This window comes from Spiroplasma endosymbiont of Ammophila pubescens, assembly GCF_964020965.1.
Classification (GTDB): domain Bacteria; phylum Bacillota_I; class Bacilli_A; order Mycoplasmatales; family Mycoplasmataceae; genus Spiroplasma.
Map to the genome: position 1 here is coordinate 1,667,607 of NZ_OZ026611.1, position 18,030 is coordinate 1,685,636.

The 18,030-nt window shown below is 26.0% G+C and carries 15 protein-coding genes and 1 other annotated feature; all 15 genes read right to left on the minus strand.

The genetic code is table 4. The features are described 5' to 3' along the window. Positions 1-30: 30 nt before the first annotated feature. On the minus strand, positions 31-2,358 hold the full coding sequence (locus tag ABNT63_RS10910; protein ID WP_348735784.1) for a hypothetical protein: 2,328 nt from the start codon (positions 2,356-2,358) through the stop codon (positions 31-33). A gap of 68 nt (positions 2,359-2,426) precedes the next feature. Further along, positions 2,427-3,287: a hypothetical protein gene (locus ABNT63_RS10915; RefSeq protein WP_348735785.1), complete on the minus strand. Its 861-nt coding sequence runs from the start codon at positions 3,285-3,287 to the stop codon at positions 2,427-2,429. 91 nt (positions 3,288-3,378) lie between these two features. Further along, positions 3,379-3,744 carry a 50S ribosomal protein L7/L12 gene (gene rplL / locus ABNT63_RS10920; protein WP_348735786.1) on the minus strand — a complete coding sequence of 122 codons (366 nt, stop codon included), beginning with the start codon at positions 3,742-3,744 and terminating at the stop codon, positions 3,379-3,381. 55 nt (positions 3,745-3,799) lie between these two features. Next, on the minus strand, positions 3,800-4,291 hold the full coding sequence (rplJ, locus tag ABNT63_RS10925; RefSeq protein WP_348735787.1) for a 50S ribosomal protein L10: 492 nt from the start codon (positions 4,289-4,291) through the stop codon (positions 3,800-3,802). 72 nt (positions 4,292-4,363) lie between these two features. Further along, positions 4,364-4,471: a sequence feature (ribosomal protein L10 leader region), on the minus strand. Positions 4,472-4,554: 83 nt separating this feature from the next. Next, positions 4,555-5,250, minus strand: a complete 696-nt coding sequence (locus ABNT63_RS10930; protein ID WP_348735788.1) for a hypothetical protein — start codon at positions 5,248-5,250, stop codon at positions 4,555-4,557. Between the two features lie 155 nt (positions 5,251-5,405). Beyond that, positions 5,406-5,687, minus strand: coding sequence for a hypothetical protein (locus ABNT63_RS10935; RefSeq protein ID WP_348735789.1), 282 nt, complete (start codon positions 5,685-5,687; stop codon positions 5,406-5,408). A gap of 142 nt (positions 5,688-5,829) precedes the next feature. Further along, complete coding sequence (locus ABNT63_RS10940; protein ID WP_348735790.1) at positions 5,830-9,318, minus strand: ABC transporter permease; 3,489 nt, start codon at positions 9,316-9,318, stop codon at positions 5,830-5,832. Positions 9,319-9,641: 323 nt separating this feature from the next. Next, on the minus strand, positions 9,642-9,911 hold the full coding sequence (locus ABNT63_RS10945) for a hypothetical protein (RefSeq protein WP_348735791.1): 270 nt from the start codon (positions 9,909-9,911) through the stop codon (positions 9,642-9,644). A 19-nt stretch (positions 9,912-9,930) separates the two neighbouring features. Next, positions 9,931-10,635, minus strand: a complete 705-nt coding sequence (locus ABNT63_RS10950) for an HAD-IC family P-type ATPase (protein WP_348735792.1) — start codon at positions 10,633-10,635, stop codon at positions 9,931-9,933. Beyond that, entirely contained in the window at positions 10,595-11,827 is a 1,233-nt protein-coding gene (locus ABNT63_RS10955) for an HAD-IC family P-type ATPase (RefSeq protein ID WP_348735793.1), read from the minus strand. The genes ABNT63_RS10950 and ABNT63_RS10955 overlap by 41 nt, the downstream gene beginning before the upstream one ends. Next, the gene (locus tag ABNT63_RS10960; protein WP_348735794.1) at positions 11,812-12,174 is read right to left on the minus strand and encodes a cation-transporting P-type ATPase; all 363 of its coding nucleotides are present in this window, start codon (positions 12,172-12,174) and stop codon (positions 11,812-11,814) included. Before ABNT63_RS10960 ends, ABNT63_RS10955 begins: the two co-directional genes overlap by 16 nt. A gap of 153 nt (positions 12,175-12,327) precedes the next feature. After that, positions 12,328-13,083: an acetolactate decarboxylase gene (gene budA, locus ABNT63_RS10965; RefSeq protein ID WP_348735795.1), complete on the minus strand. Its 756-nt coding sequence runs from the start codon at positions 13,081-13,083 to the stop codon at positions 12,328-12,330. Between the two features lie 105 nt (positions 13,084-13,188). Then, positions 13,189-14,079, minus strand: a complete 891-nt coding sequence (gene fba / locus ABNT63_RS10970; protein ID WP_348735796.1) for a class II fructose-1,6-bisphosphate aldolase — start codon at positions 14,077-14,079, stop codon at positions 13,189-13,191. A 338-nt stretch (positions 14,080-14,417) separates the two neighbouring features. Beyond that, positions 14,418-15,251 carry a DNA-formamidopyrimidine glycosylase gene (mutM, locus tag ABNT63_RS10975; protein ID WP_348735797.1) on the minus strand — a complete coding sequence of 278 codons (834 nt, stop codon included), beginning with the start codon at positions 15,249-15,251 and terminating at the stop codon, positions 14,418-14,420. A gap of 105 nt (positions 15,252-15,356) precedes the next feature. Further along, the gene (gene polA, locus ABNT63_RS10980; protein WP_348735798.1) at positions 15,357-17,966 is read right to left on the minus strand and encodes a DNA polymerase I; all 2,610 of its coding nucleotides are present in this window, start codon (positions 17,964-17,966) and stop codon (positions 15,357-15,359) included. Positions 17,967-18,030 lie beyond the last annotated feature (64 nt).

The window sequence follows — 18,030 nt, forward strand, 5'->3', positions numbered from 1 at the left end:
TTTTTAGATCTCCTCTTTTTCAATTAACTATTAATAATAACGAGTATTGTTATAGTATCAAACAAAATAACTTAATAAATATGAATTTTTTGTTAAATCATCTTTAATCCCTGGATTATACAAGAAACGAGCTTGGTTATTAAATTGAACAACATAACTATATTTAATTTTATCACTATTTGTTAAATATTCATTACCCATTCCATCATAATCAACTCAATCTTGATTGTTTCATGTTTCGCCCTCTGGTGCAATATTATGACGTTGTTTTGGGTCTTTTTCTTGTTCAACATATGAAGGAGAATTCCCTGAAGCGGGATCAGTATATCCTAATGGTTTTTTATGACGTTCTAATTTAGTTGAAGCATCTTTTGGACCATAGTAATCTAATTGATAACGAACACCTGTTACAGAACCATCAGTTACAATTGCCCCTAATTTTGAACCATCTACACCAGTTCCTGATGCTGTAATATATCATTTTCGATCTAAGAAGATATTATCAAATCAATCTTCTGCCATTACTTTATTAACTTGACTTGTTAATTCACCAATATAACCATTTTGTGAATCTAATATTTGTGTAATAAATTTATGCATTGATTCATGATCAGGATAAGTATTATTTCCTCCATGCGCTCAAATATTAATGATATCAAATAATGACCCTTGTTTATATTGACCTGTTTGTTCATCAAAACCATAACTATTTAAGATAAACTTAACATATTCACTATTAGAATCAACTGCCATTAAGTCCTCTTTAAAGCCATTTTTATTCGGTCCTTCATTATAAACATCATCAATTGTTTTAATATTATCAATATTTAAATTATAATGTCCTTCACTATCATTACTGTAAAATCAATTTGCTAATCCTGTAATTCCTTTTAATAAATTAAACAAATCAAAGTTTGGTGCGTTTAACATTTGCAATAATGTTCGAATTAAAGCTACAACACTATCTTCAGCAAAATTCCCAATTAAGCCTTGGAATTTTAAAAGACCCTCATAAACTGTGTTTGACATTATGCGATTAAATTTTTGAACATCAAAATTTGAACCTTCTTTTGCTAAAGCTTCTGTAAATCAATTCCCTAGAACAGAATACCATTTTAAAAAGGCATTTTTATGTTCTTTTTTATCACTTGTTAAATCTAAATATTGTTTCTCCTTCCCTGAAATAATCACGCTTAGAGATTTTGCCACAACTGGACTGTTAAAAATATCATAAAGTTTCATACTTTGAATTGTTTTATCAGGGTTATCTACTTCACCATCACTTTGTTTTTCAACATTAAGAACCGTTTTTTCAATAGTATCAAGACTAAATATATCTAATAATGGACTAGTTGATTTAACATTACCTGAGCTATCAAAAAACTGACTTTTTATTTGGTTTAAAATAAAAAACGGTGCTGCCAAAAAAATTCCTGCAGTTTTTTCACCAAAACGATTATTTTGAATAAATGGTAATAATTGTGCTAATGAATATAAAACTGGTAATTCTAATCCTGGTCCAAATTGGCCTAACATAGTGATTGCTTCATCAAAATATTTTAAACCAAATAAATCATATAATGAACTTGACTGGTTCGCCACAGCCTTCCCAAATTTAATTTCTTCACCACCATCTTTATAAGACAATATTGACTTTGTTGGTGGTGTTGAAAGTGAATTATGATATAAAATATTTGATACATAAGGACCCGATGATGAATCATAATAATTACTTCATCCAGCCGTTCTGTTATTATAATTAATAACTGATTCTGATTTTTGTGACAATGTATTTGCTAAAGCTCCAGTATCATATTGAGCTCATGCTAAATTTGGATTTGCAACAAAATCTGTGTAACGCCCTGTTGCATCTGTTGTATTGCTAGGATGTCCTTGGTTAGCTTCTGTATTTCACTTTGAAAAATCAGTCATTGCAACAATTGATGACATTAAATTATAAGTATTTCGCTCTGGTTGATAATTATTATCTGTTGCTTTTCAAGGATTATAATAAAGATTATTTAATTTTTTATATTCTTCAACATAATCTTTAATCTTAATTTCTTTCCCGCTTTTAGTAGTAAAGACTCCTTTTAAATTTCTTCCAACATTGTTTAAAAAATACTGTAATGTTGGAAACCCATAAATATTCATATTTTCATGACGACTAGCAATTAAAATTTTAGCAATTGTACTAGTATATTTGACTAAATTTCGAATTGTTGGATCAATTTTATTAAGTTCACTATCAAAATAATTATTATTTTGACTATTTTTTCCTTTTGCACAAGAAACTACCCCTAACATACTTGCTGACATTAAAGTTGTAGATCCTAATATAGAAAGTAATTTTTTCATTTCCTTCACTCCTTTTATATTTATTAAATTTTTATAAAAATCATTAATTTAAAAGTCAGCAAATAACATTAAATTATCATTACCTGCTTATAACCATTAATAAAAATTGTTGTATATTTAATTGGCTTATCCATACTCAAACAATTATTTTTAATTGCTAAAACAAAATATTTTAAATCATCATTGTTTTTTTTATGATTTTGTGTTTTAGCATTATTTTTATTTATTAAAACAACATTTCAAAAATAAATTCAAAGTAAAATAATTATAAAAATATTTTTAAAAATTGTTGATAATTTAATATCATTTATATTTTCAATAAAATATAAATTTAAAATTAAATACAATAATAACAAAATAAAACCAAATGATAATCTCCGAAAAATTTGTTTTACTTCCATTACGCTATTATTAATTATAATAGTAATAATTAAGCTTCCATAACCAATCATTCATAAAATTAAATAAAATGAATTATTTTTTGTTTTTAAAAATGCATTAAAAATAAAATTAAAAATAACTGGAGCAAAAATAATTAAAAAGAAAATAGCAATTAATTTATTAAATAAAATAATGAAATTAAAATATCTTTTCTTTGTTGTGCTAAGAAAGATAGCAAATAATAAAAAAATAAAATTTAATAAATTAATTGTTGATCTTTCTATTCATCCAAAAGAAAACTGAATAAAAATATTAATAACAAGCAAAATTGATAAATTGCTAATAAAAGTAAAAATAAAACTAATAATTGCAAATTTAGTAAAGGTGTTATTAATATTTTTAATAGATTTTGTTTTTAAAAAACTAATGCGGATTAAAATGCTAATAATGAAAAAAATAAAAATTCAAAAAAAAATTGATGAAAAGATATTATTTATAAAGTTAATAAATCTATTAAAAGTGATATTAGATAAAAAATTTATTAACATTTTTTCCACTCCTATATTTTTACATAGTAATATTTTACAAAAAAAAAAAAAAAAGCAAAGGGCTAATTTTGCTTTTTTTAAGAAAATTAAATTATTTAAGGTCAACTGAAGCTCCAGCAGTTACTAATTGTCCTTTAATTTCTTCTGCTTCTTCTATCTTTACTTTTTCTTTAATTACTGCTGGTAATTTATCAACAATTGCTTTTGCTGCCATTAATTCTTTTCCAGTAATTTCTTTAACTAATTTAATAATTGCAACTTTACTTGGTCCTGTATCTGTTAACACAATATTAACCTCTGAAGGACCAGCTGCTGCTCCTGCTTCTGCGGGAACAGCAGCAGTTGCTGCTGCAGCTACAACACCAAAATGATCTTCAATTCCTTTTACTAATTCATTTAATTCCGATAATTTCATTTCTTCTAATGCTTTAATAATATCATCTTTTGATAATGCCATAATATTTTCCTCCTCATTAAGATTTTTCTATAAAATCTTTGAATAATATAACTAATTATTCAGTTTTTGTTTTAGCAATTTCTTTAACTGCTATTGCAAACATACGTAATGGGTATAGTAAACTTGCTCCAAACATTGATAATAATTCATCTTTTGTTGGTAATGCTGCAATTTCAACAATTGCTTTTGTATCTAAAACTTTACCCTCATAAATTCCAGCTTTTAATTTTATTGCTGGATGTATTTTTGCAAATTTTGCTAAAGTTTTTGCGGCAGCCATCTGTTCACCTGTACCAAACGCAAAAGCATTAGGACCTGTTAAAAATTGGTCTAATTCAGCAAATCCTGTCTCTTTAGCAGCCAAACTTACTAAGTTATTTTTATATACTTTAATGTTTACATCTTGTTTTGTAAGCATTATTCTTAGTTCTGTAAATTCAGCAACCGTTAATTTTTGATATTCAACAATAACTGCTGAATTAGCATTTTTAAAGTTATTAACAATTTCATTAACAACTGCTGTTTTAATTTTCATTGCTGGCTTCATTCTTCGCCTCCCTATAATAATTTTAAAAACAAAGGCAATTAATCAAGTGGATTAATTGCCTAAAACATTATTTAAATAATATAAAAACATGTCATTGTTCTATATCTCAATAATGCCTCGGCAACATAATTAAGATTTAATAAAATCCGTTGCTGTCTATGGTATTTTGATGACTATGGTACAATACCAAGTAATATAGTATTATAATTTTTGTTAAAAGTCAAATAAAAAACGTTATTTTAAAAAATTTTATTAATCTTGTTTTACTTTCGGCTTATTTTCTTATACCGATATTTATTCCACAATCATGTACCCAAACAAGATAGCCCAACTGTACCAGAAGAACTTAAAAAAACATATCCTAAAATTTCAACAACCAAAGTGTCTTTTTGCTTTACTGCAGGTGGAACAACAAGTTCTTCGTAAACTTGAAAAATAAAAGGACCTTCATTATTATTAATAAAAATATTATCATTTTGGTCAATAGTAATTGTATGGATAGAAGTTCCAAAAATATTAGTTTTTCCAACCTGTTTTGTTTTATTTTTAAAAAAATACACCCCAGCAAGTACTGTTGAATAATAAACATTATTATTTTTGTCAACAATAATAGATAACGCTGTTTTATCCAATAAACCAATCTCTCTTAATTCTTTTTCAATACTTGAATACACATAACTACCAAAATAAATGTTATTTTCTTTATCAACAGCAAACGACGCATAAATTAATTCATTAAGTTTATGTTCGTCAACTAAACTATACTTATTATTTAATTTTTGAATTGAAAAAAAATTAGCTTCATCAGTAGTAAAATATAAATTATCGTTGTGGTCAATCACTAAAGCAAAAACTTTTCTAGCAACTTTATTATCACTATTGTTATCATAAATAAATTTTTTAACTCTAGTTAACCCTGATAATAAATAATAAATTCCAGCAAAAGTCCCTAAATACAAAGTATCATTACTGTCTAATGCAAGAACAGTAATATGATTATCAACTAATTCATCATTTAAATCCTCAATTTTATCAATTGATCTATTATTACCATCATAAATATATACTTGATGATCTTCGTTTACATAATAAATATTATTTTTTTGATCAACTGTTAAAGGAAGAACATTATCATCAATTCCATTAATTTTTTTGCTTTTGTTGTATCATTAGGCAAAAAATAAATTCCCCGTGAAGTTCCAAAATAAACTATATTATTAGAAATTTTAATTGCATTACGAGAAATATTGTCAAGTCCTTCAATTCTTGTTTGAATATATTGTTTTTCATTAAAACTAAATGGAGTATTATGACTATGATTAGGAACTTCACTAAAGATTAGATTTTGAACAAAAATAGAACTTGCAATAATGTAGAAAGTATATATCTTTTTCATTGTTAATTTTTCCCACTTCCCTAGCAATTAATTTTATTTATCATAAATTAGGCTAACACAATATCTATATATTTAGTTTAACAAAAAAATTAATAAGAAATTAATAAATTTAAAAAAATGTTATTTAATTAAATAACATTTTTTATTCCATTATAATATTTATTAATTTATTCTTTTTAATTTTTCAAATCCCTACTCCAATTACTGAAATTAAAATAAAGCCAATTGCTAATGTTGCTATTGAAACAACATAAAATGAAAAGGAAGGAATTAATAACATTCCGGTACTTTTAAAAACAATATGAGCAATGACATTCCATAATAATTGGGCAATAACATAACTTAAAACATAGCCTAAAACAATTGCAAATAAGTAAAATCCTAAAACAATTGCAATAATTTTTCATGTTGGATATCCAAGGACTTTTAAAGTTAAGATTGTACGGCGATTTTCATCAAGCACCATAGCAATTAAGACTGATAAAATTAAAGCAACAATGACAATCGTTAATCCTTCTAAAACATTAAGAACATCCCGGACAGTTAGCATTCCTTTTGAATAATTTTCTCGTAAAGTATCAAATGGTCATATTTTGTTAAGACCATTTAATAATTTTAAATTTGTTCTTAAGTCCAATTCATTTTTAAGATCAGGTTTTTTATTATTATCAAACATTGTAAAATCATAATTATTGGTTAATGAAAATGACGAAATAATACGATAAGGCTGCAAGATTACTCCCAATGGACTAACTCGTGATGCAACAACATTATAATAAGAATTTGGTAAAAATTGTTCTCCTTTTTTAGTTAAATTAACTCATTGGTTCATAACCGTAACTAATGAATCTTGATTCATATAAATATTCCCTGAACTAATATCAGCATCATTTGAACCAATCACTTTAAAAACAACTGGAACATACCCAATAGCATTTGTAATTCGAACATTTAATTTAAAAATATCCCCCGAAACTAAATTCATCGATTGATAAACCCGTTTTGCTAAAAGAACTGGTATTGGTTCATTAATTGGAACATTTGGGTCATTCCCGGTAGAGTCTGAACTAATTTTATAGCCAAAGACTTCTTTTTGGGCAATATTACTTGGTATTGTCTTAGAACGATAATTCAATAATTGATTACGCTCTGTTTCATCACTTGTAAACCCAACAACATTTAATTGTGAAACTGGATTTTTTGAATTTTTAGTATCATCTGGACTTCAATCTGCTGATAAGAAAACATACCGGAAATCATAATTTTTATCATAAACCATATATGGTCCTAAATAAATATCTGGGTATTGACCATTAGTTGTTGTACTTAAACTATTAACCAAATTAATTCCACTAATAATTGTTTGAATATCAGCTTCATTTATTTCTTTTTCAATTAAAAATGGTTTCATAAGATTAATAATTTTTACTAAATTATCTCATCCATTAATTCATTCACCAGACTCATTATCCTTAACTTTATAATTAGCAACTGCCTTAACTGTTGTTGCACTTATATATGGATATGTTTTATTTTTTTCATCATAATTAATCTTACTTCTAACAAGAGTTGTACCACTGGGATCACCAATAATATTTAATAAATCACCACAATTTTTTTTCATATTTTTTGAATCTGAAACAGATAAACTTGTAAAACACATTAATGGATTTGGAAAGTTAAATGTTTTATTATCATAAAGAATTTTTGCCTCATGGTAATAATTCATACGCTTATCAGCCGTAATTCACTGATAAGGTTTACTATTGCTGGCTTCTTGTGCAATATCTTGTTGATCATAACTAGCAATTAAATATGATTTAATATCATTCTTAAAATAACGGAAAGAATCTTTAACAATTCCTTGTGCCATTACTCCTGCATCCAACTGAAAAATTAACAAAAAGGACGAAAAAGCTAAAACAATTAATACCATAATTCATTTTCCTAAAGATTTAAGTGCAAAGGTAAATGATAAATGAACATTAAATGTTAATCCAAAATGAGCATATTTACGACCTTTTTTTACTTTTTTAGGACGAAAACTTAAATTAGAATTTTTTAAATCATAAATTAAATCCAAAGCTGTCCGACTTAAAAGAATAAATGAGATTAAGAAAGACATCCCTATAAAAATAAGTGGAATAAAAATTGTCGCTGAAACAAAAATTAGTGGGTTAAAATAAAATGATGATAATGGTAATCCTATTGAATATAAATTTGAACCAGTGAAATACATTTGCAGAGGAATACTTAAAGCTCATCCTAATAAACAACCAATTAAAGTTGTAAAAATAATGTTAAAAGTAAAAATAAATGATAATTCAAAGCGATGATATCCTAATGATTTTAAGACTCCAATTTGTCGTTTTGCATTAGTAATATCTTTTTTAATGAAAAAAGCAATAATAAATAAAATAATAATTGAACAAGCAACAGCAATTGAAGTATTAATAATAAAACCAGTATTTGTTAACATCACAACTTGTCCCGGTAATGATGCTTCAAAAGCGACAATTGCATTATCAGACGCTACAAAATAATTGCTTAAAACTTTTCTTAATAAAGTTATTTTTTGTGATTCAGTTAAATTACCATTAACATTAATAAAACTAGTAATTTTTTCAGTTCCATTTGAAAAATTTTGCTTGATAGCATTAAAATTAATATCATTCATAAATAATACTGAACCATTTTTTAAATCAATAATTTTATGACCAGTAGCAAGAGTTGATAGACTTACTAAATCAGGATAAATATTACTTACCTTTGCCCCATATCCAATAATATTAAATTGTAAATTTTGACTATTTCCTAAATTAAAGTGTCCATCAAGTTTTAAATGATTATAATCAGCATATTGTTTATTTAAAATAATGTTATTTTCTGTTAAATCACTAATATGTTCTCATTTTGTTACTTCAAAAAGACGATTAAACGGAATATAAAAAATATTATTACCTCGTCAACCATCATCGTTATATAATAAATTTTTATTTTTGTTAACAGCAGTAGCATTAAAATATTGCGTATCTTTTGCTAAATTATTTGCAGTAAATTGATAACCAACATTAAAACTAAGTTCTAAGCCAGCTTTGTCACCATTAATTAAATCATTTAAACGACTTTCATCTGGATTATGAATAATATAACTTAAAAAAGCAGCAGTAAGATTCTTATTAAAATTTTTAACTAAGGCAGTAAAAGAAGCTGTCCCCATTTTTGGGTTTAAGTATGATGGTTCTTTTGTTCATTTACAAATTTCAGAATTAGTTAAATCACAATTTAACCCTAAAACATCAGCACGAATATTATTAAATGTTAAATGCTCAGCATCAATTTTTGACTCATCATAAAATTGAGCTAAAAAAGTACGATTATTTTCATTTATTTTTCAAGCAGTATTTCTTTTTCACACATTATTATCAATATTTAAACTATCTACTCTAATTTCATATTGATAAGGAAGACTATTTTTCTTAATATCATTTAAGCCATTTTTAACTTGAAAAACAGTTGAAAAAAGAGCTGTAAAGGTTAAAACTGCACCAATAATAAACAAAATTAACCCAATAAATTGAGTTATTTTTTTTGTAAACCCTCGCGTAGCCTCTTTTGCAAGATTTCACATATTATCCACCCATTCCAAGAATCACTAAGCTAATTATATAAGAAAAATAACTAATTTTAAAAAAATATTGAAAAACTTTAATTGCTTAATAAATTAAAATTTTTTTGTTTTCCTTTAGTAGTTGGGCTGACAACATTTTGTTATTTTATAATAAGACTTAATAAAACAATTTTTAATGTTATTCTTTTATTGTTTGATTAATTTACGAAATGCATCATATTCCAACAGCATTAATAATGGAAGCACCATCATTTCTAATGATACTACAGTCATTTGTCAAGATAACAGTGGTGAAGTATCAAATTTATGTTCTTTGGTTGTTGTTAAAAAAATAAGTTTAAACCCGGTGTATAAACCATCAAGAAATTTAATATCAAAGCAATTACTGAAGCACCTAATAAATAATAATTAGTCGGAGAAACATTATATTGTGTTTTAATTCGATAATTTGGTAATTGAATTGCAAAAGCAAAAATTACTGGTGAACAAGCCATTACTAAGATTGTCGCAATTTTAGCATCTTCAATATTATGAAAGATATCTTTACCAATGAAAAATGTACCAATAACAGTAGCAGCTGTTACAAAAGCCAAATATAAAATTGTAACTAAACTATTGGTAAAAAAAAAAAAAAAAAAAAGTTTCTTTCTTACTTCGTGGTTTTTCTAGCATTAAGCCATCATCATTATTTCCTAAACCAATTGGAATTGACATTAATGTTTCAATGACTAAGTTAAACCATAAAATGTTAACAGAATCAAATAGTTTAATTTTAGTTGTAACTGAAATAATAATAAAAGCTAACACATTTGCTAATTGTGCAATACAAACAAAAGCAATAACCCGTTTAATTTTATGATACACATTCCGTCCTTCTTCAACACCACGAATAATTGTTGAAAAATTATCATCTTGTAAAATAATATTTGCAGCTTCTTTTGAAACATCTGTCCCGGTTATTCCCATTGCAACACCAATATCAGCTTTACTTAAACTTGGAGCATCATTAACCCCATCACATGTCATTGAAACAACATAGTTCATTGATTGCAAACACTCAACAATCCTTGTTTTATGATCAGGATTAACTCTTGCAAAAACTGATACATCACGTAGTTTTTCTTGTAACTTTTGATTATTCATATTATCAATTTGATGACCAGATAAAACATTCCCTTCTGAAACTGCTAGATGTAATTCTTTAGCAATAGCTAAAGCAGTTGCTTTATGATCTCAAGTAATCATAATTACTCTAATTCCTGCTTCATGTGCCTTTCTAACTGCTTCAACCGCTTCTAGACGTGGTGGGTCAATCATACCAACAGCACCTAAAAAATAAATTAGTCTCAATTTCTTGTTGATCTTTTTGCTTAAAAGCAAAAGCTAAAACCCGTAATGCTTGACTTGATAAATCTAATGCTTCCTCTTGGATTTCTTCCTTCATTTCTTCAGTTAATGGAATAATTTCGTTATTTAAATAAATTCGATTACATTGCAGTAATAATTGGTCAAGAGCACCTTTTGTATAAACAAATTCTTGTTTATTAACATGATTAACAGTTGACATTAATTTTCGATCAGAATCAAAGGGAACTTCTAAAACACGAAGATATTTTTCACGATATTCTACTTCACTAATTGTAAATCTTCTTGTAAAATCAATTAAAGCAATTTCAGTTGGATCACCAATTTGTTCATTTTTTTGGTTAATAGCATCATTACATAAGGTTAGATAATTAATAAAATGAAAAGTTGCCTTATTATTTTGGTTATAATTAAAATCATTTTCTTTAATAATCTCATTATTGAAGATAATCTCTTTAACTGTCATTTTATTTTGAGTTAAAGTCCCTGTTTTATCTGAACAAATAACATTAACTGAACCTAATGTTTCAACCGCATCTAATTTTTTAACAATAACATTAACTTTTGTCATTCGTTTTACTGATAATGATAAAATAACTGACACAATAACAATTAAGGACTCTGGGATAACAGCAATTGCAATTGTAACTGCTGTCATTAAATTAATTGGTCAACTATTTTCATCAGTTAATAAAAAGAAAACAAAAACAAAGATTGCTAATAAAACCGAAAAAATACTAACAATTTTTGTTAATTTTGTTAAGCGTAACTGTAATGGTGTCTTTTCTTTTTTTGTTTTAACAACCGAAGCAGCAATTTTTCCAATCTCACTATCAACAGCATTTGAAACAACAATCCCAACTGCTCGACCATTTGTAATAAAAGTTGACATAAAAGCCATATTAGCCTGTTCTGATAACACTAATTTTTCTTTTAAAATTATTTCACCATTCTTTTCAACAGGAACTGATTCACCAGTTAATGCAGCTTCGTCAATTAACAAATTATTTGCTTCTAAAATGCGAATATCAGTTGGAATATATTTCCCTGCTTCTAAAATAACAATATCACCTACAACTAATTCATCAACCATAATTTCAAAAATTGCACCATCTCGTTTAACAATCGTTACTGGAATTGTCATTTTTTTAAAGAATCAAGGGATTTTTTTGCTCTAATTTGTTCAATTGTTTGAATGAAGGCATTTAATAAAACGATACATAAAATCACAATAAAATCTATCACATAAATTCTATTATTAACAACTTTTTCAATAATAACCGAAGTAATTCCTTCAATAATTAAAATAAGAGATAATGGATTTAATAATGAAACTAAAAAAATTAAAATTCAATGTTTGTTTTTAGGTTTTAGTAATTCATTTTTCCCATTTTTAACTAATCTTTCTTTGGCTTGTTTTGAAGATAATCCAACATTTAAATTGCTTTTAAATTCTTGTTCTAATTCTTTATCTGATTTACTAAATCACATTTTTTATAATGCCCTCGCTTTCTAAAATTTATTATTTATTATTTAAAAATTTAATTTCATAGTTTTTACTTTACATATTAATTTTATAATATAAATCCTTAAATTATAAATTTATTTTAAAAATATAAATTTAAATAAAAAATCTTAAAGTTCTTAATTAAGAACTTTAAGATTTAAGATAATTTTATTTTTTGCATTTTCTGCTAATTCAATTTCCTTTTGTAATTCAAAAGCAATTAAATTTGTTTCTAAATATTCTTTATTTGTGGGTAATTCTAAGTTAATTTTTGAAAAATAGCATATTTCAATAATACCTGAATCTAATTGAAAATCAAAAACATGACCTCCAGTATTTTTTTCAGTATTAATAAAATGGCAATGGAAACCATTAACTCCAAATGTATTGGCAAAAGATGGAGTTCAAAAACCAACAATATCACCATTAATATTTTTAGCATTAAGAATTCCTTGTTGTTCTGATGCTTTTAATAAAGTTGGATATGGTTTTTCTTGCCATGAAACAGTTCTTGTTTTTATTTCCGAAAATAAACCATTAATTTTAATCCCATAAAATAAATTTAAACTTGGTAAATTATTTACAATAATTTGTTGAATTTCTTCATAATTAGTTAGTTGTGAAATATTAATTTTTTGATGTTCTTCAAAAAATGCCATGACAGCAAATGGACTTGTCATACTTGCCGTAACTTCATTAACTGTTCCATCTGATTTTAATTGATACCCCACACCATCTAGTATAATTAATTCACCATCTAAATGGTCAAAAGTTCCTAATCCAAAATTACCTTGCTTTAATAACGTCCCAAGCTTAATCATACCGTCAAAATTACCAGCAGCTAAACTTGTTATTGTTGAAAATTGATAAACATTACTAAATTTTTGAATCATAACTAATAAAATTCCTTTTTATAATAAACTTTTTGTTAAAATTGTTTATTAACATTATTTAAACATAAAGTTAAAGAAAAAAACATTTCATTCTTGAAATGTTTTTTATGTTTTACCTTTGCATCCAAACCATGATGTTAATTCATCAAATGTTGCTTTAATTGCTTCATATCCAGGTTTTAATAATTTTCGTGGGTCAAACCCTTTCCCATTTTCTGGTTTGTCTTTTCCCTCTTCAATATATTTTCTTGTTGCAGCAGCAAATGCAATTTGTAATTCAGTATTAACATTTATTTTACTAATTCCTAATGAAATTGCTTTTTTAACTTGTTCTTGTGGAATTCCACTACCACCATGTAAAACCATTCCAATTTTTGCAGCAGCTTGAATATCTTCTAAATCTTGAAAATTTAAACCTGGTCATCCAGTTGGATAAGGACCATGAATATTTCCAATTCCTGCAGCAAGAAAATCAATTCCTGTTGCTACCATTTCCGCAGCTTCTTTTGGATCACCAATTTCACCAGCACCAACTACATCATCTTCTTCTCCACCAATTGTACCAATTTCAGCTTCAACTGATACACCATTTGTTTTTGCATATGCTACTACTTCTTTTGTATTTTTTAGATTTTCAGCAAATGGGTGGTGGCTACCATCATACATCACTGAGGAAAAACCAGCATCAATTGCCATTTTACAACTTTCTACTGATTGACCATGATCTAAATGTAATGCTACTGGAACAGTAATGTCTAATGAGTCTAATAACGCATTAACCATCGCAACAACTAAATTATAACCTCCCATATACTTAATCGCTCCCTCTGAAGCTCCTAAAATAATTGTTGTTTTTGTTGCTTGCGCAACTTCTAATAAAGCTTTTGTTCACTCTAGGTTGTTAATATTAAAATGACCAACAGCATATTTATTTTGATGTGCTTTTTTAATTATTTCACTAGCATTAACTAATCTAGCATGATATTTTTGTCCCATAATTCTTTTCCCTTCTAATATAAAATATTACGATAATATTATAAACTTTTTATTTTAAAAAATAATATAAAACAAAGGAATTTATTAATATTTACCTAATTTACCAAAATTTACCAAAAAAAAGAAAAAAAATATAATTTTTAGAATTCTTATCCACTTTTTTAAAAATCCCGTGTTATAAGTAAAGTACTATATGGCAACATATAGTAAACAAACAGAGCTTATTATTACCTGATGGATGGGCCTCCTAAAAGGTAATACCCAAAGATAGGTATCCGTTAGTAAATAGTTTTTTCATAGTTTTTTCTAAAGGGCATTTCTAAACAAGGAATGCCTTTTTATTTTAATTTTTGACAATAATTACAAAAATAAGTTCCTCGTCCATTGACAAAAATTTTATCAATTAATTTATGGCAATTAACACATTCCATTTTATTACGCCCATGTACTTTTAATTGTTGCAAAAATTTACCATTCATTCCTGGTTCAGGATGATAAGTTGCAATAGTTGTTCCTCCTTCATCAATGGCTTTTTGTAAAACTAATTTTGTATTGTCAATAATATTTTGATAATCTTGATCAACTAAATTTTTTGTTCTTTCACCAGGATGAATTTTAGAAGCAAATAAAATTTCATTGGCATAAATATTCCCAATTCCAACAATAACATTTTGTTCTAATAATGTTGTTTTAATCGGCTGTGATTTATTTTGCCAAGCATTTTTTAAATATGAAACTGTAATTTTTTCATCAAATGGTTCATATCCTAACTTATTCAATGGTGCTTGTTGTAAATAATCATTTTTATTATATAAATGCATTGTCCCAAATTTTCTTGTATCATGATAACGTAATTGAAATTGATGATCAAGTTCAAATAAAACCATAATGTGTTGTCATTCACCAGGTTCATCTTTTAGTGTAAAATAATATTTGCCTTCCATACGTAAATGACTAATTAAAACATAATCATCAAATATAAATAGTAAATGTTTCCCCATTCGATCAATTCGATTAATTTTTTGTTTAACAATTTTTTTTATAAATTCCTTTGAATCAAGAGGATATTTTATTATTTTATTTCAAAAAATTTGACAATCAGTAATTGTTTTTCCAACAACATGTTTTGTTAAAATACGACGGACCGTTTCAACTTCTGGTAATTCTGGCATATTGTTCCTTCTTTCTTAATTAATAATTTAATTTTATTTTTATATCTAATAAAAATCAAGATGCTAATAAGTAATTAAAATTATAAAAAATGATATGATTTAATCTTATTTTAAATCATATCAACTTAAACCAGTTTTCATATCAACTATTAACTTTACATCTAATTTAGTAGAATCTTCCATTAATGTTTTAACAATTTTTTGCACTTGAATTAATTCAACTTGTGGAATTTCAAAAATTAATTCATCATGAATTTGTGCAATAATTTTTGCTTTTAAATTTAATTTTAAAAATTTTTGGTCAATATTTTTTAAAGCAATTTTAATAATATCCGCTGCACTACCTTGAATTGGCATATTCATTGCAATCCGTTTTCCAAATTCACGTTGCATATAATTACGGTCATTAATTTCTGGGACATAACGTTTCCGATTAAAAATTGTTGTAACATAACCATTTTGTTTACAAAACTCAACTTGTTGATCAATAAAAGCCTTAATTGTTGGAAATTGTTGATAATAATTATTAATTATTGCTTTTGCTTTTGCAACAGAAATATTTAAATCAGTTGCTAAACCAAAATCACTAATTCCATAAATAATCCCAAAATTAACAGCTTTCGCACTACGACGAATATTTGGTGTAATCTCATTTTTTGATAAATTAAAAATTTTCATTGCAGTATTAGTATGAATATCTTCATTCTTATTAAAAGCAGCAATTAAATCTTGGTCTTTTGACATATGTGCTAAAATTCGTAATTCAATTTGTGAATAATCACAAGATAATAAAACATTATTTGGCGATGAAACAACAAAAATTTTTCGTACCTCTTTTTGAACATCATCACGAATACTAATATTTTGCATATTAGGTTCCACAGATGAAAGCCGACCAGTATTTGTTAAGGTTTGTTTATAAATTGTATGAACTTTCCCATCAGCAAAAATATATTTTTCCACCCCTTTTAAATAAGTTGAATATAATTTTTGATACTTTCGATAATCTAATATCTTTGGAATAATCACATGGTTATTTTTTATTTCTTCTAATGTTTCTTGTGCTGTTGACCCTTTTTTCCGATCAGGTAATGAAAAATCTTGAAATAATAATTCTGAAATTTGTTTTGGTGAATTAGGATTAATTTCTTTTTGCGCAATATCATTAATTTCGTTATTTAATTCTTGCACAATTTTTTCAATTCGTAAGGTTTGTGTTGTTAATTCATGTTGGTTAACTTTAACACCATTAATTTCCATTCGTGCTAATGCAAAAGCGGTTGGTAACTCAATATTATAATATAAATCATATTGCTGATTAGCTTTTAATAACTCAATAATTTTTGGTCTTAATTTATAAATGTACGCTGCTTTTTCACCAATAAAATGACTTAATTTAATTACATCAGCAGGAATTTGTTTTTTAACCCCTTTACCATAAAATAATTCATTAGTCAAAATTTGTTTTTTTTCAAATAAATTAATATAAGTATCTAAACTATTTTTTGCATTTGAATTATAAACATAACCAGCTAGCATCATATCATATTCAATATTTTGAACAAAAATATTATCACGAGCTAAAGCAACAATTAAACTCTTTGCATGATAAGTTAACTTTTGATATTTAGTATCATTTAAAAATTGATATAATAGTTTATCATGCTTTGCATGAATATAATCAAAATAAAAAACACCTTTCGAATTAACAATTCCAAACCCAATAATTTTTGCAGTATGATAATTTTCATCTAATAATTCTAAATAAACAGTAGTGTTATTTTCATTAAATTCGGAACGTCATTCTTTAATAATCTTTACTGTTATATTTGAATTTTGGGTACTATTATCTTGATTATTAAACAACTTTGTTACAAATGAATTCATATTATATTTTAAATAAAATTGCATTAATTTTTCTTGATTTGGTGAAAACTGAGTAAAAGTAAAATGTTCTAAATTAATATCACAAAAAATAGTAGCTATCTTTTTGCATAATAATGCACTTTCCTTATGATTTAATAAATTTTGTTGTAATGCACCCTTAATCTGCTCAATATTATCATATAAATTTTCAATTGAATGATATTCCTTAATTAATTTTATTGCTGTTTTTTCGCCAACCTTTGGAACACCCTTTAAATTATCGGAAGGATCACCCATTAGCCCTTTTAAATCAGGAACTTGTAATGGTGTAATTCCCCATTTTGCTCTTAAAGCTGTTTCATCAATAACATCAGCACTGTCGCCTTGACGTGGCACTAAAATATTTGTTTTATTAGTAATTAATTGATATAAATCTTTATCACTTGAAAAAATATCAACATAAAAATCTTCTTTTTCAGCCAGCACTGCTAAACATCCTAATAAATCATCAGCTTCATATCTTTCTTGCTCTAAATATGGAATTTGATAACTATCTAAAAATTCTTTTACAATTGGAAATTGTACAATTAATTCATTTGGCGTTTTACTCCGACCATCTTTGTAGTTAACTAATAAATCATGACGAAAATTCTTTTTTCCTTTATCAAAAGCAACAACAACACTATAGTAGTTGTTTGTTTTTAATATTTTATTCAACATATTGGCAAATGCATAAACAGCATTTGTTGGTGTTCCATCCAAACTTTTTAACATCTCGCCATTATACGCTGTGGCATAAAATGCTCTAAAAAGCAAAGAATTTCCATCAATTAACAATACTTTTTTCATTTTACAATCTCCTCATTTATGTTCAATTATAGCCTAATTTAATTTTAAAATATACTTTAAAACT